We start from the raw sequence: 21740 nt of genomic DNA, 5'->3' as shown, positions 1-21740 counted from the left end.
CGTCCGCCCCCGCAGCACACCATGCAAAGGAGCACCGATGCCTGCCTCCCGCCTGCCCACGAGAACCCTGCTCGCCGCCCTCTCCGTCGCTGTCCTCACCCTCACCACGACCGCCTGCAGCGACACCGGGTCGAACGGACCGGAGAACTCCGGCGGCCCCGGCGGGACCCTCACGACGCAGTTCGCGGGCATCCCCATCAGCCTCAACCCCGCCCTCGGCGGGTCCGGCGGCAGCGCGATCTTCACCGCCCTGGCCTACGACTCCCTCATCCACCAGACCGGCGACGGCGAACTGATCCCCGACCTGGCCACGGCGTGGTCCTTCGACCCTACGAACACCGTGCTCACCCTCACCCTGCGCCAGGGCGTGAAGTTCAGCGACGGCGCGCCCCTGGACGCCGCCGCGGTCAAGGCGTCGCTGGAGTACTTCCTGTCCGCCGGCGGCGGCGACCTGCGCTACGCCGGGCCGGTGGCCTCGGTGGAGGCGCCGTCGGCCGACACCGTGGTGATCACGTACAAGACCCCGTACCCCGACGGCCCGTACTACCTCACGCAGTACTGGGGTGTCGGGCAGGTCATCGGGCCCAAGGGCCTGGCCGACCCTGACAGCCTGCTGACCGCGACCGACGGCACCGGTCCCTACACCTACTCGGCGTCGAAGTCCGTCACGAACTCCTCGTACACCTACGAGAAGAACCCCGGGTACTTCGCGCCCGAGGCCCAGCAGTACGACTCCGTCGTCGTGAAGGTCATCGGCGACCCCAGCGCCTCCCTGTCGGCCGTCACCACCGGCCAGGTCTCCTTCGCCGGCCTCACCCCGACCACCGCGGTCAGCGCGAAGTCCAGCGGGCTGAAACTCGTCACCGCGCCGTTCTTCACCTGGGGCCTCACCGTCGCCGACCACCAGGGAACCCTCGTCCCCGCCCTGGCGAACCCCGACGTGCGGCAGGCGATGGCCCTCGCCCTCGACCGCGACGCGCTCGCTTCCGCGCTCGGCGCGGACTACAACCAGGCCAACGGCCAGCTCACCGCCGAGGGGGTCGACGGCCACCTCGACGGGTACGGCTTCACCCAGGACCTCGCCGAGGCCAAGTCCCTCATGGCCTCGGCCGGGTACCCGGACGGTTTCACACTGCCCGTGCTGACCGAGAACGTCCTGGACAACCAGACGACGATCTCGCAGGCGATGGCCGGCGACCTCGCCAAGATCGGCGTCAAGGTCGAACTCGTCGTCAAGAACACCGTGCCGGACTTCATCCAGGCCGCGCTGTCCAAGCAGTACCCCGTCCTCGTCTGGCCCGTCATCGGTTCCACCAGCGCCCAGGTGCTGGCGAACTTCGTCCAGCCCGGTGTCACCGACCCGTTCGGCACCGCCGACCCGACGCTCACGGCCCTGTACGCGCAGGCCCAGGCGGCGAGCGGGGCGGACCGGACCGCGGTCTTCGAGCAGATCACCAAGGCCTCCAACGAGGCCGCGTGGTTCATCCCCGCCGTCTCGACCGACAACGTGTTCGCGGTCGACGCCGACCTGCAGAACGTCACGGCGTCGGCGCTGAACCCCAACCCGCTGCCCGTCTCACCGGACCCCCGGTACGCGTGGAAGAGCGCCGAGTGAGCGACCGCCGCCCGGCCCGGCCCGCGACCGGCACCCCGCAGGGGGGACGCGCGTGACCCGGCTCATCGCCACCCGGCTCGCCCTGTCCGTCGTCCTCGTCGTGATCGCCTCGTTCGTCATCTTCCTGCTGATGTCGTTCGTGCCCGGTGACCCGGCGCGCACGATCCTGGGCGCCAACGCGACCCCGGACCTCGTCGCGCGCCTGCGCGACCAGCTCGGCCTCGACCGGCCCCTGCCCGTGCAGTACGGCACGTGGCTGGCCGGGGTCCTGCACGGCGACCTCGGCCGCTCGGTGCTCAGCGGGGACGAGGTCAGCGCCCTGATCGTCGCCCGCGTCCCCGTCACCGCGTCCCTGCTGGTCCTGTCGACCCTCGTCATCGGCGTCCTCGGCACCCTCGTCGGCCTCGTCAGCGCCGTGCGCGGCGGCGTCCTCGGCAAGGTGCTCGACACCGTCTCGCTGTTCGGGCTGGCCCTGCCCAGCTACTGGATCGCCATCGTCCTGGTCGCCGCGTTCGCCGTGGCCGTCCGCGTCTTCCCCGCCACCGGGTACCGCCCGTTCGCCGACGGCCCGCTGCAGTGGCTGCTCTCGCTCGTCCTGCCCGTCGCCGCGCTCAGCCTGGGCGGGATCACCATCGTGGCCAAGCAGATGCGCGACTCCGCCCTCGACGTCCTCGCCCGCGACTACGTCCGCGTGCTGCGCGCCTCCGGGATCCGCGAGCGCAGCATCGTGTTCCGCCACGTCCTGCGCAACGCGGCGCTGCCGTCGCTGACGGTCCTCGGGATCACCGTCGTCGCCTCCCTCACCGGCGCCGTGTTCGTCGAGAACGTGTTCGTCCTGCCCGGCCTCGGAAGCCTCGTCACCCAGGCGACCACCTCCCACGACCTGCCCGTCGTGCTCGGGGTCGGGGTCGTCTTCACCCTGTTCGTCATCGTCGTGAACGTCGTCGTCGACGTGCTCTACGGCGTGCTCAACCCGAAGGTGCGGGTGCGATGACCACCACCGAACCCCGGCGCCCGGCCTCGCGCCCGGCCTCGCGTCCGGCCTCGCGTCCGGTTTCGACAGGCCTCTGGCCGCGCGTGCTGCGCAAACCGCTCGGCGTCGCCGCCGGCGTCGTCCTGCTCGTCGTCGTCGCGGCCTCGCTCGCCGCGCCGGTGCTGGCCCCCCACGACCCCCTGCTGCAGGACCTGCGCGTCGTGCGGCAGGGGCCGGGTGCCCAGCACTGGCTGGGCACCGACAGCCTGGGCCGCGACGTGCTCAGCCGCCTGCTGTTCGGCGGCCGCCAGTCCCTGGCCGGGGTGCTCGAGGCCGTCGCGGCGATGCTCGTCATCGCGGTCCCGCTCGGGGTGCTCGCGGGGTACGTGGGCGGGCTGCTGGACCGGGTGGTCCTGCGCGCGGTCGACGTGCTGCTGTCCATCCCCGGCACGATCATCACGCTCGCCGTCCTGGCGATCTTCGACGGCAGCATGCTCGTCGCGATGGTCAGCGTCGGCGTCCTGGCCAGCGGCGCATTCATCCGGGTCTTCCGCAGCGTCGTCCTCGGGGTCCGCCGGGAGCTGTACGTCGGCGCCGCCCGGGTCGCCGGGGTCGGGGAGGCGCGCATCGTGCTGCGCCACGTCCTGCCGCAGCTGCGCGGTGTCCTGCTCGTGCAGGTCAGCCTGTTCGCCGCCGCCACCCTCGGCATCCAGACCGGTCTGGCCTTCCTGTCCTTCGGGCCGCCCCCGCCCGCGCCCACCTGGGGCGGGATGGTGGCCGAGGCCGCCTCCCTCGTCCAGGTCGACCCCTGGTTGCTGGTGCCCTCCGGCGGGGTGATCGCGCTGACCACCCTCGCGCTGTGCCTGCTGGCCGACGCGCTGCGCGACGCCAACCAGGAGCGGTTCACCTTCGCCGGCGCGGCCGGACCGCGGCGCCGTCCCGCCGCCGGGTCCCCCGCGGTGGAACCCGCGGTGGAACCCGCCCCCACGGGCCGCTCCGCCGACGACGCGCTGCTCGTCGTGCGCGGCCTGCGGGTCGGGTTCGGCGAACCCGGGCGCGAGACCGTCGTCGTCGACGGCGTCGACCTGGACGTCGCGCCCGGTGAGGTCGTCGGCCTCGTGGGGGAGTCCGGCAGCGGCAAGACCGTCACCGCCCTGGCCCTGCTCGGCCTGCTCGGGGCGAACGGGCGCGTCCTGGCCGGGTCCGTCCGGTTCGCGGGCCGCGAACTCGTCGGGCTGTCGCACCGGGAACTGCGCGAGGTCCGCGGCGCGGGCATCGCGATGATCTCCCAGGAGCCGATGGTCTCCCTGGACCCCTCGTTCCGCGTCGGTGCCCAGATCGCCGAGGCGGCCCGCGCGCACCGGCGCCTGAGCCGGCCGCAGGTGCGGGAGCGGGTGGCCGACCTGCTGCGCGCCGTCCGCCTCGACCCCGCCGTGGCGCGCCGGTTCCCGCACGAGATCTCCGGCGGCATGGCCCAGCGCGTCGCCATCGCCATCGCCCTGGCCGGTGAACCCCGCCTGCTCATCGCCGACGAGCCGACCACCGCGCTCGACGTCACCGTCCAGGCCGAGGTCCTCGACCTGCTGCGCAGCCTGCAGCAGCGCACCGGGACCGCGGTCGTGCTCGTCAGCCACGACTGGGGCGTCATCGCCGACCTGTGCGGGCGCGCCGTCGTGATGTACGCCGGGCAGGTCGTGGAGTCCGCCCCCGTCCGGGCGACCTTCACGGCCCCGCGCCACCCGTACACGCTGGCGCTGCTGCGCTCCAACCCGCACGACGCCGTCCCCGGCCGGCCGCTGCCCACCATCGGCGGGGTCGTCCCGCCCCCGCGGCAGTGGCCCGTCGGGTGCCGCTTCGCCGCGCGCTGCGCGTTCGCCACCGACCGGTGCCGCTCGGCGCCGGTCCCGGTGCTGGAGGTGGGGGCCGACCGGACCAGCCGTTGCGTCCACGTCGACCGGGTGGCGGTGAGCGCCTCGTGACCGGGGAAGTCGGAGAACTCCGGGAACCCGGGGAACCCCTGCTGCGGGTGCGCGACCTCGCCGTCGACTACGGCACCGGACGGCGCCGCACCCGCGTCGTGCACGGGGTCGGGTTCGACATCGCGCCCGGCCGGACCCTGGGCCTGGTCGGGGAGTCCGGCTCGGGCAAGTCGACGATCGGCGGGGCCGTCCTCGGGCTCGTGCCCGTCGCCGGGGGCAGCGTCGAGTTCGAGGGACGCGACCTCGCGACCCTGTCGCGCCCCGAGCGCCGCGCCCTCGGCGCCCGGCGCCAGGTCGTGTTCCAGGACCCCTACAGCTCGCTGGACCCGACCCTGACGATCGGCGCGAGCCTGGCCGAACCGTGCGCCACCCTGCCCGCGGCCGAGCGCATGACCCGTGCGCAGGTCCGGGACCGCACGGCCGCCCTGCTGCAGCGGGTGGGCCTGGGGCCCGACGCCGCGCTGCGGTACCCGGCGCAGTTCTCCGGCGGCCAGCGCCAGCGCATCGCCATCGCCCGGGCACTGATGCTCTCCCCGCGGCTGGTCGTGTGCGACGAACCGGTCAGCGCGCTGGACCTGTCCGTGCAGGCCGAGGTGCTGAACCTGCTCACCGAGGTCCAGCGCGACCTCGGGCTGAGCCTGCTGTTCATCTCCCACGACCTGAGCGTCGTGCGGCACGTCGCCCATGAGGTCGCGGTGCTGCGGGCCGGAAGGATCGTCGAACACGGTCCGGCGCAACGGGTCCACGAGGACCCGCAAGACCCCTACACCCGCGCGCTGCTCGCGGCCGCACCCGTGCCCGACCCCGACGAGCAGCAGCGCCGGCGGGAACTGCGCCGGGCGCTGGCCGAGCAGCAACTCGCAGAACGGAAGGACTGAGGAATGCCCACGATCGACGTCGGCGACGGTGAGCTGTGGTACGAGGAGTTCGGCTCCGGGGACGAGGTGGTGCTGTCCTGCGCCATGGGTTTCACGGCCGGGGCCTACCCGCAGGTCCTCGCCGACCCGCCCACCGGGTACCACGTCTACACGATCCAGGCCCGGGGTTTCGGCCGGTCCACCCACCCGGCCGAACCCCCCGCGATCGGCTGGCTGGACCAGTGGGCCGACGACGTCTGCGCCGTCGCCGACCGCCTCGGCCTCGACCGGTTCCTGTACACCGGTGTCTCGCACGGCGCCGGGATCGGCTGGCACCTCGCCCGCCGCCACCCGCAGCGGCTGAAGGCGCTCGTGTCCGTCGTCGGAACCCCCCACGACCGGGCCGGGGGCACGGAGTCCTCCGAGGGCCGCCGCCGGTTCATCGCCGAACGCCACGACCCCGCGGTCGTCACGTCCCTGCTCGAGAAGCTCGCGGGCTGGACCGACGACCCGGCCCGGCTGGAGTCGCGGCGCGCGCGGTTCGCCCAAGCTGCGCAGGAGGCCGCCGACCGGCCCGAGGACGAGGCGAGCATCAACCAGGGCAAACCGTTCCCCGAGGCGCGGACCGACGAAGAACTCGCCGAGGTCTACCGCGGCCTGCGTCTGCCCGTCCTGGTCCTGGCCGGGATGCGAGACGGGGTCATCTCCCCGGAGTCGGCGCTGCGCGCCGCCATGCACGTGCGCGGCGCCAAGGCCGTCCTGTTCGAGGACGAGGGGCACATGGTGGGCGACGAGTCCGCCGACCGGCTCGTGCGCGAGGTGCGGGTGTTCGTCGACGAGCTCAACGGGGTCGCCGAACCCCCGGTGCGCGCGTGAGCCCGGTCCGCATCGCCCTCACCGGGGACCTCGTCGTCGACCGGCCCGACCCCGACGGTTTCTTCGACCCCGCCCGGGAGTTCCTGCGCGCGGCCGACCTCACCGTCGGCCAGCTGGAGGTGCCGCACGCCAGGACGACCACCGTCGCCACCGTGGACGTCCCGGCACCACCGGCGGACCCGGCGCACCTGGGCGCGGTGCGCCGCGCAGGGTTCGACGTCCTCACCCTGGCGGGCAACCACATCGCCGACGCCGGCGGCGAGGGCATCGCCCAGACCCTCGCCGCCGCGCACGAGCACGGGATGCGGACCACCGGCGCGGGCGGCGACCTCGACGCCGCCCTGGTCCCGGCCCTGGCCCGCGTCGGCGGCCTCACCGTCGGGGTGCTGTCCTTCAACTGCGTGGGCCCCACCGACAGCTGGGCGACCAGCCGTCGCCCCGGCGCGGCGTACGTACGGGTCCTCACCCACTACGAACCCGTCGGGGCGAACCCCGGCGGACCGCCCAGCGTGCACACCTGGGCCGACGCGGAGACCCTGGCGCGGATGCGGGAGACGGTCCGCCGGGTCGCCGCCACCGTCGACGTCCTCGTCGTCGCCCTGCACAAGGGCCTCGTGCACACCCCCGTCGACCTCGCGGCCTACGAGACCGAGGTCGCGCACGCGGCGGTGGACGCGGGCGCCGCGGCCGTCGTCGGGCACCACGCCCACGTCGCGCGCGGGATCGAGCTGCACCGGGGCCGTCCGATCTTCCACGGGCTCGGGAACTTCGTCACCGTCACCGACGCCCTCACCCCCGCCGCCGGGGACGTGGCCGAGCAGCGCCGGTGGGCCCTGCGGCGCCGCCGGCTGTTCGGTTTCGAGCCCGATCCCGACCTGCCGTCGTGGTACCCGTTCCACCCCGAGAGCCGGAACACGCTCATCGCCGTCCTCGACGTGCACGACGACGGGCGCGTGGTCGCCGGGTTCGTGCCCTGCTGGATCGACCGCCGGGCCCGACCCGTGCCGTGGGGCGGGGCCGATGACGGCCGGGCGGTCCTGGAGTACCTCCGGCGCACCACGCGGGCCGAGGGTTTCGCGACCGGTTTCACCGTCGACGGCGACGTCGTCCGCGTCGGACCGGGCGAACCGCACCAGCAGAACGAGCAGGACGAGCAGCACGTCCCGTACGAGCGAGGAGCCACCCGATGACCGACACCGACCGTCCCGGCAGCGACCGTCCCGACACGGCCCACCCGCTGGCCGGCAAGACCGTCGTGGACCTCACCACGGCCCTGTCCGGCCCCTACGCGACCCTGCTGCTGGCCGGGCTCGGCGCGCGGGTCATCAAGGTCGAGAACCCCGAGCTCGGTGGCGACAGCTCCCGCAACAACGCCCCTTACTACTCCGCCGAGGGGTTGCAGGCGCAGCGGACCAGCGACAAGGACATGTCGGTCTCGATGATGCTGCGGGGCAGGAACAAGGAGAGCGTCACGCTGAACCTGAAGACCCCCGAGGGGGCCCGCGTGTTCCGCGAACTCGTGACGAAGGCCGACGTGCTCGTCGAGAACTTCAGCGCCGGGGTGACGCACCGCCTCGGCATCGACTTCCCCGTCGTGCACGAGCTGAACCCGCGCCTGGTCTACGCCTCCATCAGCGGTTTCGGCGCCCAGGGCGTGCCCGGCGGCGGCAAGGCGATGGACACCATCATCCAGGCCCTCAGCGGCACCATGCTCACCGCCGGCGAACCGGGCGACCCGCCGGTCCGGTTCGGGCTGCCCATCGCCGACCTCGTCGCGCCGCTGTTCGGCGTCATCGGCGTGCTGTCGGCGCTGCTGGAGGCCGACCGCACCGGTCGGGGTCAGCACGTCGACGTCTCGATGCTGGGCGCGCTGACGTCCCTGGTCGCCTGCGAACCCTTCGACGCGTTCGAGAAGGTCGGCATGCCGCTGCGCACCGGGTCCTACGTGCCCCGGCTCGCGCCGTTCGGGGTCTTCGAGGGCACCGACGGCTGGTTCGCGCTGTGCGGGCCGACCGACGCCTTCAGCCGGAACCTGCTCACCGCCGTCGGGCGTCCCGAACTCGCCGACGACCCCCGCTTCTCCGTGCGGGACATGCGGGTGCGGCACGCCGACGAGCTGCACGCCCTGATCCGCGACTGGGCGGCCGGCCTGGACGTCGCCGACGCCGTGGCGAGGCTGGAGGCCCGGGGCGTGCCCGCGGCGGTCGTGCGCGACACCGGCGAGGCCGTCCGCGACCCGCTGGTCCTGCAGCGCGGGGAGGTGGAGGTGCTGCGGCACCCCGTGTACGGCGTCGCGCCGGAGCTGTACGGCTCGGGCGTGCCCATCGTCCTGTCCGGCAGCAGCACCTCCCTGGACCGGCCCGCGCCCTGGCTGGGCGAGCACACCGACAGCGTGCTGTCCGAACTCCTGGGCTACGACGTCGAGCGGATCGCCGCCCTGCGCGCCGCAGGCGCCCTGTGAACGCCGCTCCCGGCTCCACGGTGGACGCCCCCGGGGGCCTCACCGGACTCGCCGCGCGCTACGCCACCCGCACCTCCGCCGCGCTGCAGCGGGCCGCGGGCGGCGCACCGGTCGTCGGCGTCGTCGGCCGCGACGTGCCGGCCGCGCTCGTCGCCGCGGCCGGCGGGGAACCGTTCCGGGTCCCGCCGCGCGAGCGCGCGGCCGCCGAGGTGGCCGTGGCCGCCGAGCACCTCGGCGGCGCGGTCGACCGCGCCGCGCTGCTCGTCGCGGCCGCGGTGCTCGCCGGGGAGCTGGACCCCCTGCGCGGCCTGCTGATCGCCCACGACGGCGAGGGGTCCGTCCGCCTGCACGCGGTCCTGCACGAGCTGCACCGGCGCGGGCGGACCACCCTGCCGGTCCACCTGGTCGACCAGGTCCACCTGCCGCGCGAGAGCACCGTGCGCTTCAACGTGCAGCAGGTGCTCTCGATGCTGCGGACCGTGGAGGCCTGGACCGGCGGCGCGGTCGACGAGGGGAGCCTGGCGGACGCGTGGGCGCAGCAGCAGCGCACCACGGCCGTCCTGCGGGACCTGCACGACCGGCGCCCGCACCCGGCCGGACCCGGCGGCACCGTGGCCCTGCACGCCTACGGCCTCGCCGCAGGCGCCCCCGGGGCCGAGGCCCTCCCCGCGATCGAGGCCGCGCTGGCCCGGCCCGTCCCGCGCCGCGCGGACGGCCTGCCGCTCTGGCTGACCGGCAGCGCACCGGTCGGCGACGACCTCTACCGCCTCCTGGAGTCCGCGGGTGCCGTCGTGGTCGGGGAGGACCACGACTGGGGCGACCCGGTCCTCACCGACGCGCCGGCGGGCCCGGCGCCGCGCACCCGAGAGGCCGCCGCCGAGGTCGCCGTCCGCGCCCGCCTCGTCGGCGCCCCCGCCGCCGCCACCTCGACCATGGCCGCCCGCGCCGCGGCGACCGCCGCCGGCGTCGCGCGCACCGGCGCCCGGGCGCTGCTGGCCGTCGTCCGCGAGCACGACGACGCCCCCGCGTGGGACTACTCGCGCCAGCGGGCCGCGGCCGGGGTGCCCGCCGCGCTCGTGCGGGGTGCGGCCGCCGACGACCCGCAGGCGGTGCTCGACGCCCTCGCCGTGCTCCGGCGGTCGGCGTGAGCGGGGCGGGCCGGCTCGCGGCGACCACCGCTGCCCTCGCCCACCAGCGCGCGTGGTTCGCCGACCTGCGCGAGCGTGCCGCCGCCGGGGAGGCCGTCGCCCTGGTCAACGCCGACGCCCCGCAGGAGGTCCTGCGCGCGATGGACGTGCCCTACGTCGTGAACCAGTGGTGGGCCTCGATCGTCACCGCCAAGCAGCTCGCGCAGGAGAGCCTGGCGGTGGTGGCCGGGCTGGGCCACCCCGACGACAGCCGCCAGTACGACGTCCTCGCGCTCGGCTCGCGCGGCGTCGCCGACCAGGACGCCCTGTGGGGCGGGCTGCCGAAGCCGGGCATCGTCATCGCCGAGCTGAGCGGTGACGCCACCGGCAAGGCGTTCGAGGCGTGGACCGACGAGCCCGGCACGGCGTTCTTCCCGTACGAGCGCACCGCCGCCGTCCCGGCCCCCGAGCGCTGGTGGGACCTCGTGGCCCACGACTGGGAGCGCGTCTTCGGCGCCGACCGGATCGCGCTCATGGCCGAGGAGAACCGTCAGCTCATCGCCTTCCTGGAGGAACGCACCGGCCGCACCTTCGACCTGGACCGGCTGCGGGAGGTGATGGACCTCGTCAACGAGCAGGAGGAGTGGAACATGCGCACCCGCGACCTGATCGCCCAGGCCCGGCCCACGCCGGTCCGGGTCAGCGACACCATCCCCGCCGTCATGGTCCCGCAGTGGCACCGGGGCAGCCCCTGGGGCCGCGACGCCGCCCGGGCCCTGCACGACGAGGTCGAGGCCCTCGTCGCGGCGGGCACCGCCGTCGTGCCCGACGAGCGGGTCCGGCTCATGTGGGTCGGGCGCGGCCTGTGGGGCGATACCGCGCTCTACCGCCGGTTCGAGGAGGAGTTCGGCGCGGTCTTCGTGTGGTCGATGTACCTGGCCATCGCCGCCGACGGCTACGTCCGCTACGGCGACGACCCGGTCGAGGCGCTCGCGGCCCGGTTCGTCGGCGTGACCGACCTGCTGTACTCCCCGCTGCTGGCCCCGCAGTGGTACGTGCGGGAGGCGCGCACCCACGGCGTCGACGGCGTCGTGCACCTGGTGGCCGACGACGTCGCCGGGGCCCGGTTCATCACCCTGGCGCTGCAGGAGCAGGGGATCCCCGTGCTGGAGGTGCGGGCCAGCAACGCGGACCCGCGCGCGCTCGAGCGCGCCGACCTGGACGGGTCCATCGCCCGGTTCGTGCAGGAGCTGGCGGGGCAGCGCGGCGGGGGGTAGGGAGAGCGGCGGTCTGCGTGCCGGGACGGGACCGGAGGCCCTCGCGCACCGGGCGGACCCGGGCGGGCCGGTGCCGGGTGCGGTGGGCGGGCCAGGTGGGTGGTGCACTACCCCCAGCCGGGTGACGAGCGGTCGAGGTGCGGTGCGGACCGGTCGAGACCCTTGGTGTGCAGCAACAGACAGACGCCGTGGCGTCCTGGTGGCGTCAGCTCGCCCCCGCCCTCCGCGAGGACCTCCTCACCCTGGGCCCGGCCGAGTTCCTCCCCGAGCACCTCGTCCGGGACCTGCGGGCCTTCGCGGTGGACGTGCCGGACGTCGCCGTGGCGCTCACGCTGGGCCGCAACACCTACGCGGTGTACGCCCAGCCGCCGGTGCTGCAGGAGTTCCTGCGCGCGGCCCGGGTCTGGGGCCAGGGCTGGCGCGAGCCCTAGAAGCAGCTCAGCGCCGTCCGCCGGGCGCGGGCCAGCCCTGCCGTCAGGTCCAGGCCGCGGTGCTCGTCGGACAGGATCTCCACGCCCCACGGGCCCGGGAAACCCAGCCGGCGCAGGACCTCGACGAAACCGCGGACGTCCTGCGCGCCCTCGCCGCAGTAGCGCCGGCGGTCCCGGGTGTCCTCGAACAGCGTGCCCACGGGGTCGGCGTCGGCGTCGTCGAGTTCCACGGCCGCGACCAGGTCGGCCGTCAGGCACTGCTCGAGCTCGGCCAGCGTGGTGCCCGCGCGGACCACGTGCCACAGGTCCACGGCCAGCCCGGCGCCGGGGTGGTCGACGGCGCGCACGAGGTCGGCCCCGGCGGGGACCGAGCCGACCATCGAGAACGGCAGGGGTTCCAGCGCGACCCGCGTCCCGTGGTCGGCGGCCTCGATCGCCAGGCGGCGCAACGGGTCCACCAGCGGCGACAGGTCAGCCCACGGGGCGCTGAACTCCGTGCCCGCCTTGACGAAGGGCGAACCGAACGCCTGCGCGGCCTCCAGCAGCAGTTCCCAGCGGGGCCGCCAGGACTCCTCCGGCTTCCACCAGTCCGTCACCAGTTCGACCTCGACGTGGGTGAGGCCGGCGTCCCGGGCGGCCGCGGCGATGACCGCGAAACCCGTCGTCGCGCGGATCCGCTCGAGGTCCTCGTGGGCGAACCCCAGCCCCGTCCAGCCGCCGTCGGCCACGGCACGGACGCGTTCGAGGGGGGAGTACGACGCCACCTCAGAGGCGTCCAGCGGGCGGGCCGTGCCGGCGGTCGTCCAGCAGGTGGCCACGAGAGCGGGTGCGGTCATCCGGGCGACCCTACGCGGGGCCTGCGCGGGCGACCCCCCGTGCGCGGTGCGCGCGGTGAACCGTGGACCATGGAGCCGACCGGGCGGTGCCCGCTGCCGTGTCGAGCTGCCGACCACCTCGGAGGGACCGCATGACCACCACCAGCGCCCAGGACCTGGCCAAGCAGGCCGCCGCCCGCCGGGCCGTCGAGCTGTGCCGGGACGGGATGACGCTGGGGCTGGGGTCGGGCTCGACCGCGCACTTCTTCGTCCGGGCCCTGGCCGAGCGCGTCGCCGACGGCCTCGACGTCGTGGGGGTCCCCACGTCGACGTCCACGCGCGACCTCGCCCTGAGCGTGGGGGTGCGGCTCACCGACCTGGAGACCGACCCCGAGCTGGACCTCACGGTCGACGGCGCCGACGAGCTGGACGGGAACGGCGACATGATCAAGGGCGGCGGCGCGGCCCTGCTGCGAGAGAAGATCATCTCCCGCGCCTCGCGCCGCACGGTGATCGTCACCGACGAGAGCAAGATCGTGACCACGCTTGGCCGGTTCCCCCTGCCGATCGAGGTCCTGCCCTTCGGCTGGTCGAGCACGACGCGGCTCGTGGCCCGCCTGCTGCGGGAGCACGGGTACGAGGTCGCCGACCTCGAGCGGCGCCGGCGCGACGGGGAGCTCGTGCTCACCGACTCCGGCAACTACCTGCTGGACGTCGAGCTGGGGGCCGTCCGGGACGCGCCGGCGCTGGCGCTGGCGCTCAACCAGATCCCCGGCGTCGTGGAGAACGGGCTGTTCGTGCAGATGGCCGACGCCGTCGTCGTGGGCCGTTCCGACGGCACGGCCGACCTGCGCGAGCTGCGCGCGGGCGCCTGACCCCCTCCCGGGGTACTACCCCGGGATGACCTGCGACCTCCGTGGGTAGGGGTGGCGCACGTCGTCGTCCGGTACCGCGGGCGGATGCCCGCCGTGGGTCGTGACCGGCACGATCGGGTACCGGAGGTCGCCGCCGGGCGTCCTCACGGGAGCGCGAGGAGACGGTGGCCGTGGGCGGGAACGTGGGCGTGGTGCGATCGGCGGAGCCGGTGCGGACCCGGACGGGCCACGAGCCGGAGCCCCGCGGCGGCCGGCTGCCCCGCCTCCTGGCCTCGGCCGGCACGTGGGTCTTCCTGCTGTCGGGACTGGCGTCCATCGCGATGGCGGTCCACGCGCCCCTGTCCGACCGCGCGCAGTCGGCGCCGCCGCTGGTGGCCGACGTCGTCTTCGCCACGAGCTGGCCCAGCTTCGGCTACGGGACGGTCCTGCTGCTGCTGGCGCACTCCCTCGCGCAGCGCAAGCGGGCGGCCTGGTGGACGGCGGTCGTCGTGACCGGCCTGAACGCCGTCTGCAACGTCGTGTGGAGCCTGGTCGACGCGTTCCCCGCGCACGGGTTCCTCACCGTGCAGTGCCTGCTCCTCGTGCTCCTGGTGGTGTCCCGGCGCGAGTTCACGGTCCTGCCGTCGCGGCTGGGGGTGCGCCAGGCCCTGCGGATCGGCGGCGGGGCGAGCCTGGTCTGGCTGGCGATCGGCACGGGGTTCGTGGTCGCGACGCAGGAGAGCGCCGGGAACGTCCTGAGCCGGCTCTGGTACGCCGCCGCGGGAACCCTCGTGTCCGTCGACACCTTCGTCATCTTCCCCGACGGGGTCCTCGTGCCCGGCTGGGTCGACGTCGTCCTGAACTCCGCCGGGACCGTCCTGGTGCTCCTCGTCACGTGGTTCCTGTTCCGTCCCGCCGCCGATCCCGCGGCCCTGGGCGCGGCGGAGGAACCCCTGCGCCGGCTGCTGGCCACCGAGGGCGAGGGCGACGCCCTGGGGTACTTCAACCTGCGCCGGGACAAGACGGCCGTGTTCGCCCCGAACGGGCGCGCCGCGGTCGTCCACCGCGTCGTCGGGGGCGTCAGCGTCGCCAGCGGCGACCCCGTCGGGAACGAGACGTCGTGGCCCGCGGCCGTCGAGGCGTGGCGCGAGCAGCTGGCCGCGCACGCCTGGCGTCCCGCCGTCGTCGGTGCCTCCGAGGCCGGGGCCGCCGTCTACCACCGGGCGGGGCTGCAGGTCCTGGAGGTCGGCGACGAGGCGGTCCTGGACGTCGACGCGTTCAGCCTGGAGGGCCGGGCCGTCCGGGGTCTGCGGCAGGCCGTGAACCGGGCCCGGCGCGGGGGCACGCAGGTCGGCGTCCGGCGTCAGCAGGACGTCCCGGACTCGGAGCTCCTGGAGATCGCCTCGGCCGCGGTGACCTGGCGCGAGGGGCAGGAACGGGGTTTCTCGATGGCCCTGGGCCGGTTGGGGGACCCGGCCGACCCGGACCTGCTCGTCGCCACCGCGCGCACCGCCGAGGGTGAGCTGCTGGCGGTGCTGACGTTCGTGCCGTGGGGGGTGCACGGGGTCTCGCTCGACCTCATGCGCCGCAACCCGCAGGCGCCCAACGGCACGGTGGAACTCGTCGTCACCGACGTCGTCGCCCACGCCAGGAGCGCGGCCCTGCAGCGCATCTCGCTGAACTTCGCCGTGTTCCGGTCGGTGTTCGACCGGGGTTCGCGGCTGGGGGCCGGGCCGGTGCTGCGGCTGTGGTACCGGGTGCTCGTCGTGTTCTCGCGGACGTGGCAGCTCGAACAGCTCTACCGCAGCAACGCCAAGTACCAGCCGCGCTGGGTCCCGCGCTTCCTGTGCTTCGAGCGCACGTCGGACCTGCCGCGCATCGGGCTGGCCGTGGCCCGCGTCGAGCAGTTCCTGCCCTCCCGGCGCGGCTGACCCACCCGCCCTCAGCCGCGGCGCCGGCGCGCGGACCGGGCGTGCACCGACCGGTAGCCGAACCCGACCGCGAACACCAGGATCCCGGCCGCCACCGAGCGGGCCGGCAGCGCGGCGACCAGGGCGACGCACCCGGCCGCCCCGATCACCTGCAGCGCGCGGGGGAAGCGGCGCTGTTCGCGCGGTTGCGTCCACGCGGCCACGTTGGCGACGAGGTAGTAGACGAGCACCCCGAAGGAGGAGAACCCGATCGCCGAGCGCAGGTCGACGCTGAGGACGAGGGCGCCCACGACGACCGCGACGAGCGCCTGCGCGCGGTGCGGGACGGCGTACCGGGGGTGCACCGCGGCCAGCGCCCGGGGCAGGTCGCCGTTGCGGGCCACCGCCAGGCTCGTCCGGCCGACGCCGGCGACGAGCCCCAGCAGGGCCCCGAGCGCGGCGGCCGCCGCACCGGCGCGGACCAGCGGTGACGTCCAGCCCCAGCCGGCGGTCCCGGCCGCGGCGACCAGGGGAGCGTCCTGCGTCGCCAGCCGGTCCGCACCCAGGGCCGCCAGGACGGCGACGCCGACCAGGGCGTAGACGACGACGGCGCAGGCCAGGGCCACCGTCACCGCCCACGGGATCGTGCGGGCCGGGTCGCGGACCTCCTCGCCCAGCGTGGCCACGCGCGCGTACCCGGCGAAGGCGAAGAACAGCAGCCCGGCCGACTGCAGGACGCCCGGGACGTCCAGGGGGGTGAGGTCCAGCGCGGCCCGCGGGGCGCCGTCCCCCGCGAAGGCCCCCACCAGGGAGGCGACGACGACGACCGCCAGCGCGCTCAGGGTCACCGCCAGCAGGACCCGGGTCAGGCGCGCCGTGCGGGTGATCCCGCGGTGGTTCACGACGGCCAGCGCCACCACGGCCAGCGCCGCCGCGGGACGCTGCCAGGGGCCGGGCACGACGTGCGCGGCGAAGGTCGTGGCCATGGCGGCGCAGCTGGCGGTCTTGCCCACGACGAAGCCCCAGCCGGCGAGGAAACCCCAGCGCTCGCCCAGGCGCTCGCGGCCGTAGAGGTAGGCGCCGCCGGAACTGGGGTGGGCGGCGGCGAGCTGCGCGGTGGCGGTCGCGTTGCACCAGGCGACGACCGCGGCCAGGACGAGGCCGAGCAGCAGACCGGGACCCGCGGCGGCCGCGGCGGGGGTGAAGGCGGCGAAGACGCCGGCGCCGAGCATGGACCCGAGGCCGATGACGACGGCGTCGGCGCGGCCGAGGCGGCGGGCGAGCGGCGCGGAGGCGGTCACCGCGCGATCATCCCGCGGGGTCCCGGCCCGCACGGCGGGGGCGTCCACCGCGAGCGACTGGCACCCCGCCCGGTGCGGGGACAGGATCGGTGATCACGGCGGAGCGCCGGTGGGCACGGGAGGGGACGGACGATGGCGAAGAAGCGACGCGACCCGGAGGACGGCGGCGCCGGAAAGGTCCCGCGCGGGGCCTACGAGGCGCGGCTGCTGGAACTGCAGCGCGAACTCGTCGTCCTGCAGGACTGGGTGGTGCGGACCGGCGCCCGCGTCGCGATCCTCTTCGAGGGCCGTGACGCCGCGGGCAAGGGCGGGGCGATCAAACGGCTCACGGAGTACCTGAACCCGCGGACCGCGCGCGTCGTGGCGCTGCCGGCGCCCAGTGAACGCGAGAAGGGGCAGTGGTACTTCCAGCGGTACGTCCAGCACCTGCCGACGGCGGGGGAGATCGTGCTGTTCGACCGGTCCTGGTACAACCGGGCCGGGGTGGAGCGCGTCATGGGTTTCTGCACGCCGGGGGAGCTGGAGACGTTCCTGACGCAGGCGCCGGAGTTCGAGCGGATGCTCGTCGACGACGGGATCGTCCTGCTGAAGTACTGGTTCTCGGTGAGCGACACCGAGCAGGAGAAACGCCTGCGGTCCCGGCTCGACGACCCCATGCGGCGCTGGAAGCTGTCGGAGATGGACATCGAGGCCCGGCGGCGCTGGGTGGACTTCTCCCGGGCCAAGGACGAGATGTTCGCCCGCTGCGACACGCCGTTCGCCCCGTGGTGGGTGGTGGAGGCCGACGACAAGCGGGCCGCGCGGCTGAACTGCCTGTCGCACGTGCTGGGGCAGGTCCCGTACTCCGAGCTCGAACCCCGCAAGCTCACCCTGGGGCGCCGGCCGGCGGCGGGCAAGTACGTCCGGCCGCCGCGCGAGGCGTACCGGTACGTGCCGGACGTCGCCTCGGAGCTGCGACCGTCCTGAGCCCTCCGGCGCGCCCCGGCTCCCGAGGGGTCAGTCCACGGCGGTCCGGTCGGTGACCACGTCGGCGACGTGCACGTGGACGTCGACGGCGTCCGACGGCGGCCGCAGGACCCCCAGCAGGTCGCCGAGGGCGCGGTCGACGGTGTCGTGCACGGTGTCGGCCGCCGTGGGCAGGTGGGTCCCGAAGAGGGCGGCGACCTCGACCGTGACCCCGGTGAGGCGCTCGCCGTCACCGGTGACGCAGTGCACGGCGGCGACGGTGACGTCGGGCACCGGGTCGACGGCCGCGCGCAGGGCGCCGACGAGGACGTCGGTGGCCAGCAGGAAGTCGCCCAGGTCGTGGCGCCCGCGGACGGGCGCCGAGGGGCGGTGGGCGCGGCGGGCCAGGGCCAGCAGATCGGTCCGCACGTCCTGCCACCCCGCGGGGGTGTAGCGGCGCAGGGCGGCGGTCGCCTCGGCCAGGACGCGCGCCCCCTGGCCCGTGGGCCGCTCACCGGCCACCGCCTCGTCCGTCGAGTCCGCTCGGGTGCTCACCGCCACTCCTCCAAGGTGTTCGCCAGTGTCGTGCGGGCCCGTTCGAGCAGTCCCCGGACGGCCGTGCTGCTCGATCCCAGCACGACCGCGATCTCTGGGTAACCCAGACCCTCCACCTCGCGCAACAGCCACGCGGTGCGTTGCCGTGGCGGCAGCAGGCGCAGGGCCACGTCGAGGGCCTCCCGGAGCGCGCCCTCCACGCTGGATCGCTCCGGGTCCTCGCGCAAGTCGCGCAGCCGGTCGGCGACCTCCTCGACGGGGACGTGGGGGCGCGACCCCGACCGCGGCCAGCGCTGCAACCGCGCGAAGGCCGCGTGCCGGGTCAGGGTGAACAGCCACGTCCGCAGGCTCGCGTCGCCGCGGAAGGCGGGCAGCCCGCGCCAGGAGGCGAGGAAGGTGTCCTGCAGGCAGTCCTCGACCTGGTGGGCGTCGTCGAGGAGACGACCGGCGTAGCGGGCCAGGGCCGGGCCGTGCCGGTCGACGATCGCGGCGAACGCCTCGCGGTCGCCGAGGCCGGCCCGCCGGGCGAGGACCTCGTCGGAACGCGGGTCGGCGTGCGGGTCGGCGTGCGGTCCGGAGCCCTCGTCGGGGGCGGGTCGCCTCAACGGTGTCTCCAGGTCCGGTCGGTCAGGGCCAGGTGATCGCAGCACGCGCCGTGCGGCGGCGCGACCGGAACGACGGCGGAGTGTGACCCAGATCACTCTCGAAGCTCCGTGACGATCCGCGGCTGCGGCACTCCAACCCTCCGTACGCACCCGCTCCGGTCGCCCGGCGACCGGACCACACCAGGAGGAACAGTGAGCGAGACCACCACCACCAAGCCCGTCACCGGCCTCGGGACCGCCGCCGTCGCCCCCTCGGGCCTGTCCAGCGAGCACGGCGTGACGACCATCGCCGACACCGTCGTCTCCAAGATCGCCGGCATCGCCGCCCGGGACGTCTCCGGCGTCCACGCCCTCGGCGGCGGTGCCGCCCGCGCCGTCGGCGCCCTGCGCGAGCGCATCCCCGGCGGCCGCGTCAACCACTCCCAGGGCGTCTCCGTCGAGGTCGGCGAGCGCCAGGCCGCCGTCGACATCGAACTCATCGCCGAGTACGGGGTGGCCATCAGCGACCTCGCCTCCGCCGTGCGGCGCAACGTCATCGCCTCCGTCGAGCGCATGACCGGGCTCGAGGTCACCGAGGTCAACCTCGAGGTCTCCGACGTCCACCTGCCCGAGGAGGACGACGACGAGCCCGAGGTCCGCACCACCCGCGTCCAGTGACGTGAGCACCTCCGACACCGGTGCCGCGCAGCCGGTCACGGTCGAATCGCTCGCCGACGACGTGGCCGCCGCCGTGCTCACCGTCCCCGGCGTGGTCCGGTTGCACGCCGGGGTCCTCGGTGAGCTCGGCACCTACCTGCCCGGACGCCGCGTCGGCGGGGTCCGGGTCAGCGAGGACGTCCTGGCCGGCCGCGCGCCCCTGGAGGTCCACGTCGTGGTCGTCCCCGGCGTCCCGGTGCGCCTCACCGCGCGCGACGTGCACGCCCGCGTGGCGCAGGAACTCGCGCTGCACGGCACCACCGCGGACGTCCTGGTCCACGTCGAGGACGTGGCCCCCGCCGAGCCGGCGCTCTGAGCACCACCACCCCCCGTCCACCCACCCACCTCGGAGAGAACCCGTGTCCTCGTCCACGACCGGCCTGTTCGCCGGTCTCCTGCTCGCCCTGATCGGTGGTGTCGCAGGTCTCGGCTGGTTCCTGCTGGCGCTGCTGTTCGCCGCCATCGGCTACCTCGTCGGCGCGCACCTGGAAGGACGCGTCGACCTGCTCTCCCTGCTGCCCGGACGCAGCCGTGGCTGAGACGCTCCCGGCCCCCGAGGACCGGGGGACGCTCGTCGTCGCCGACCGCGCCCTGACGCGGATCGCCCGCGCCGCAGCCGGTGCGGTCGAGGGCAGCGTCCGCACCTCCCGGCCCCGCGCGGGCCTGGGGCAGGCGGTCGACACGGTCCTGAACCGCGCCTACCCGACGGCGGCCTGCACCCGGGCCGGCAACCGCGTGCGCCTGGACGTCCAGGTCGCGGCCCGCTGGCCCACCCCGGCCCCCGCCCTCGCCGACCGCGTGCGCACCAGCGTCGTGGCGGAGCTGTCCCGGCTCGCCGCCGTCGTCGTCGACGCCTGCGACGTCACCGTCGCCGAGTACGTGCGCCAGGCCCCCGACATGCGGAGGGTGCAGTGAGCGGCGCACCCCTGCCTCCCGCGAAGGCGCCCACCGGGGCCGGCCGCATCGGCGTCGTCGGTCCGCTGCTCGCGGTGCTCCTGCTGGTGCTGGCGGTCGGGTTCGGCCGTGAGGCCCTCGTCGCCCGGGGTTCGGTGTCCGGCACGTCGTGGCTGGCCCCCCTGCTGCGCGCCGCCGACGGCGCCACCCCCACGACCGCCGTCCTGGTCGGCGGTGCCGTCGCGGTCCTGCTCGGGCTCTGGTTCGTCGTGACCGGGTTCTCCCGGCGCTCGCGCCGGACGGTCCGGGTCCAGGGGGCCCCGCACACGACCCTGTCGACCCGTGACGTCGCCCGGCTCGCCGCCGGCGCCGCGCGGCAGCAGGACGGTGTGCTGTCCGCCTCGACGCGGGCCGGTCGCCGCAGCGTCGACGTGCAGGTCGAGGCGACCAGCGCGAGCGTGCGCTCCGCCGTCGAGCACGCCGTGGGCCGGGCCCTCGACGGCCTCGACCCCGCGCCGCGGGTGCGGGTGCGCGTCCAGGCCCCGTCCTCGGCGTCCTCGCCCGCGGGGCCGGGCACCACGCACGGATCCACGGACGGGACGAAGGAGGTGGCGTCGTGAGCCGGCGCGTGCTGGGACTCGACCGGGTGGTCGCGGTCCTGCTGGGGCTCGTCCTGCTCGCCGGGGGAGCGGCGGCCGTCGTCTGGGCCGCTGGGTGGCTGCGGCAGTGGTGGCCGGGTGCCCCCGCGCGGTTGGCGGTCGCCGACGTCACGAAGGAGTCCTGGTTCGCCGCGGCCGCGGCCGTCGCCGCCGTGGTGCTCGCCGTCCTGGCCCTGTGGTGGCTCCTGGCCCACGTGCCCCGTCGGTCGGTCGGCACGCTGTCGCTGCCCGGTTCGGGGCCCGGCGGGCAGTCCAGGCTCACCGCCTCCGGTCCCGTCGACGCTGCCGCGGAGGAGTTCGCGCTGACCCCCGGGGTGCGCAGCGCCTCGGGCCGCACGATCTCCGACCGCGGGGAGCTGCTCGTCGAGTTCCGCGCCGTCGTCGAACCCACCGCCGACCTGCGCACCGTCGCGGCGGCCTCGCAGGAGGTCAGCGCCCAGCTGCGGCAGGTCCTGGGCCGCGACGACGTCCGGGGCCGGGTCCGGTTGTCCGTGGCCCGCAACGACAAGACCCGGCGCGTCCACTGACGCGCCCGTGACCGAACGACCCGGCGGAGGAGGCCGATGACCGTGTGCGAGAGGACCGGACCCGACCACGTCGAACTGGACCGGGACGACCGGCACCTGCTCGACCTCCTCGGGGCCGGCACCAGCGCGACGGGGGCCGCCGAGGGACTGGGGGTCCCCCTGGCCGAGGTGGCCCGGCGGCTGACCGCTTTGCGGGCCCGCTACGGCGTCACCAGCACCCGGGAGGTGCTGGAGCACTACCGGTCCCAGCGCTGACGGGCGCTGCGGGCCGGCCCGGTCCGGGCGTCCACCGCCGGGGTGCGTGGTACGACGGTGACGACCCCGCCCGCCACGCCCGCCACCGGGAGCCCGAGTGACCGCCCGTCCCGTCTGGACCCCCTGGC

24 protein-coding genes are annotated in these 21740 nt (G+C 75.3%); 20 read left to right on the top strand and 4 right to left on the bottom strand.

Features of this window, described 5'->3' with window-relative positions:
* Positions 1-37: 37 nt before the first annotated feature.
* The 10 genes from CLV37_RS18315 (at position 38) to CLV37_RS18270 (ending at position 11596) form a co-directional block, all read left to right on the top strand.
* Positions 38-1615 (top strand): ABC transporter substrate-binding protein, encoded by a 1578-nt coding sequence (locus CLV37_RS18315; protein ID WP_106213020.1) that lies wholly within the window; start codon positions 38-40, stop codon positions 1613-1615.
* Between the two features lie 52 nt (positions 1616-1667).
* The gene (locus tag CLV37_RS18310; protein WP_106213018.1) at positions 1668-2609 is read left to right on the top strand and encodes an ABC transporter permease; all 942 of its coding nucleotides are present in this window, start codon (positions 1668-1670) and stop codon (positions 2607-2609) included.
* Positions 2606-4567, top strand: coding sequence for a dipeptide/oligopeptide/nickel ABC transporter permease/ATP-binding protein (locus CLV37_RS18305; RefSeq protein WP_106213017.1), 1962 nt, complete (start codon positions 2606-2608; stop codon positions 4565-4567). The genes CLV37_RS18310 and CLV37_RS18305 overlap by 4 nt, the downstream gene beginning before the upstream one ends.
* Positions 4564-5445, top strand: coding sequence for an ATP-binding cassette domain-containing protein (locus tag CLV37_RS18300; RefSeq protein ID WP_106213015.1), 882 nt, complete (start codon positions 4564-4566; stop codon positions 5443-5445). Before CLV37_RS18305 ends, CLV37_RS18300 begins: the two co-directional genes overlap by 4 nt.
* Positions 5446-5448: 3 nt before the next feature.
* Complete coding sequence (locus CLV37_RS18295) at positions 5449-6300, top strand: alpha/beta fold hydrolase (RefSeq protein ID WP_106213013.1); 852 nt, start codon at positions 5449-5451, stop codon at positions 6298-6300.
* Complete coding sequence (locus CLV37_RS18290; protein WP_106213011.1) at positions 6297-7490, top strand: CapA family protein; 1194 nt, start codon at positions 6297-6299, stop codon at positions 7488-7490. Before CLV37_RS18295 ends, CLV37_RS18290 begins: the two co-directional genes overlap by 4 nt.
* On the top strand, positions 7487-8761 hold the full coding sequence (locus CLV37_RS18285; protein WP_106213009.1) for a CaiB/BaiF CoA transferase family protein: 1275 nt from the start codon (positions 7487-7489) through the stop codon (positions 8759-8761). Before CLV37_RS18290 ends, CLV37_RS18285 begins: the two co-directional genes overlap by 4 nt.
* Entirely contained in the window at positions 8758-9909 is a 1152-nt protein-coding gene (locus tag CLV37_RS18280; protein ID WP_106213007.1) for a 2-hydroxyacyl-CoA dehydratase family protein, read from the top strand. The genes CLV37_RS18285 and CLV37_RS18280 overlap by 4 nt, the downstream gene beginning before the upstream one ends.
* On the top strand, positions 9906-11165 hold the full coding sequence (locus tag CLV37_RS18275) for a 2-hydroxyacyl-CoA dehydratase family protein (RefSeq protein WP_106213005.1): 1260 nt from the start codon (positions 9906-9908) through the stop codon (positions 11163-11165). The genes CLV37_RS18280 and CLV37_RS18275 overlap by 4 nt, the downstream gene beginning before the upstream one ends.
* Positions 11166-11332: 167 nt before the next feature.
* On the top strand, positions 11333-11596 hold the full coding sequence (locus tag CLV37_RS18270; RefSeq protein ID WP_245885476.1) for a hypothetical protein: 264 nt from the start codon (positions 11333-11335) through the stop codon (positions 11594-11596).
* On the opposite strand, the gene CLV37_RS18265 is transcribed toward CLV37_RS18270, so the two are convergent.
* Entirely contained in the window at positions 11593-12432 is an 840-nt protein-coding gene (locus CLV37_RS18265) for a sugar phosphate isomerase/epimerase family protein (RefSeq protein WP_106213002.1), read from the bottom strand. The genes CLV37_RS18270 and CLV37_RS18265 overlap by 4 nt on opposite strands.
* A gap of 131 nt (positions 12433-12563) precedes the next feature.
* Here CLV37_RS18265 and rpiA point away from each other — a divergent pair, with 131 nt between their 5' ends.
* Together rpiA and CLV37_RS18255 are read left to right on the top strand one after the other, a co-directional pair.
* Positions 12564-13286 (top strand): ribose-5-phosphate isomerase RpiA, encoded by a 723-nt coding sequence (rpiA, locus tag CLV37_RS18260; RefSeq protein ID WP_106213000.1) that lies wholly within the window; start codon positions 12564-12566, stop codon positions 13284-13286.
* Positions 13287-13477: 191 nt separating this feature from the next.
* A complete protein-coding gene (locus CLV37_RS18255) occupies positions 13478-15196 on the top strand; it encodes a phosphatidylglycerol lysyltransferase domain-containing protein (protein WP_170127348.1) in 1719 nt (572 codons plus the stop codon).
* Between the two features lie 11 nt (positions 15197-15207).
* Here the strand turns inward: CLV37_RS18255 and CLV37_RS18250 are convergent, their stop codons facing one another.
* Entirely contained in the window at positions 15208-16476 is a 1269-nt protein-coding gene (locus CLV37_RS18250) for an APC family permease (RefSeq protein WP_106212996.1), read from the bottom strand.
* A gap of 132 nt (positions 16477-16608) precedes the next feature.
* Between CLV37_RS18250 and ppk2 the strand changes: the two genes are divergently transcribed.
* Positions 16609-17442, top strand: coding sequence for a polyphosphate kinase 2 (gene ppk2, locus CLV37_RS18245; protein ID WP_106212994.1), 834 nt, complete (start codon positions 16609-16611; stop codon positions 17440-17442).
* 30 nt (positions 17443-17472) lie between these two features.
* Here ppk2 and CLV37_RS18240 read toward each other — a convergent pair whose 3' ends face one another.
* Complete coding sequence (locus tag CLV37_RS18240) at positions 17473-17976, bottom strand: hypothetical protein (protein ID WP_106212992.1); 504 nt, start codon at positions 17974-17976, stop codon at positions 17473-17475.
* Positions 17973-18581 carry an RNA polymerase sigma factor gene (locus tag CLV37_RS18235; protein WP_245885475.1) on the bottom strand — a complete coding sequence of 203 codons (609 nt, stop codon included), beginning with the start codon at positions 18579-18581 and terminating at the stop codon, positions 17973-17975. Before CLV37_RS18235 ends, CLV37_RS18240 begins: the two co-directional genes overlap by 4 nt.
* Positions 18582-18773: 192 nt before the next feature.
* Between CLV37_RS18235 and CLV37_RS18230 the strand changes: the two genes are divergently transcribed.
* From CLV37_RS18230 to CLV37_RS18200, 7 genes are read left to right on the top strand one after another with little or no spacing between them, the layout of a single operon-like run.
* Positions 18774-19238 carry an Asp23/Gls24 family envelope stress response protein gene (locus CLV37_RS18230; RefSeq protein ID WP_106212988.1) on the top strand — a complete coding sequence of 155 codons (465 nt, stop codon included), beginning with the start codon at positions 18774-18776 and terminating at the stop codon, positions 19236-19238.
* A 1-nt stretch (position 19239) separates the two neighbouring features.
* Positions 19240-19593 carry an Asp23/Gls24 family envelope stress response protein gene (locus CLV37_RS18225; protein ID WP_106212986.1) on the top strand — a complete coding sequence of 118 codons (354 nt, stop codon included), beginning with the start codon at positions 19240-19242 and terminating at the stop codon, positions 19591-19593.
* A 43-nt stretch (positions 19594-19636) separates the two neighbouring features.
* On the top strand, positions 19637-19816 hold the full coding sequence (locus CLV37_RS18220; RefSeq protein WP_106212984.1) for a DUF2273 domain-containing protein: 180 nt from the start codon (positions 19637-19639) through the stop codon (positions 19814-19816).
* Positions 19809-20192 carry an Asp23/Gls24 family envelope stress response protein gene (locus tag CLV37_RS18215; RefSeq protein WP_106212982.1) on the top strand — a complete coding sequence of 128 codons (384 nt, stop codon included), beginning with the start codon at positions 19809-19811 and terminating at the stop codon, positions 20190-20192. Before CLV37_RS18220 ends, CLV37_RS18215 begins: the two co-directional genes overlap by 8 nt.
* Positions 20189-20791 (top strand): DUF6286 domain-containing protein, encoded by a 603-nt coding sequence (locus CLV37_RS18210; RefSeq protein WP_106212980.1) that lies wholly within the window; start codon positions 20189-20191, stop codon positions 20789-20791. The genes CLV37_RS18215 and CLV37_RS18210 overlap by 4 nt, the downstream gene beginning before the upstream one ends.
* Positions 20788-21357, top strand: coding sequence for a hypothetical protein (locus CLV37_RS18205; RefSeq protein ID WP_106212978.1), 570 nt, complete (start codon positions 20788-20790; stop codon positions 21355-21357). Before CLV37_RS18210 ends, CLV37_RS18205 begins: the two co-directional genes overlap by 4 nt.
* A gap of 42 nt (positions 21358-21399) precedes the next feature.
* Positions 21400-21612 (top strand): hypothetical protein, encoded by a 213-nt coding sequence (locus CLV37_RS18200; protein ID WP_146149477.1) that lies wholly within the window; start codon positions 21400-21402, stop codon positions 21610-21612.
* The last annotated feature ends 128 nt before the right edge of the window (positions 21613-21740 follow it).

This window comes from Kineococcus rhizosphaerae, assembly GCF_003002055.1.
Classification (GTDB): domain Bacteria; phylum Actinomycetota; class Actinomycetes; order Actinomycetales; family Kineococcaceae; genus Kineococcus; species Kineococcus rhizosphaerae.
This window is presented reverse-complemented; position numbering and strand designations above follow the sequence as displayed.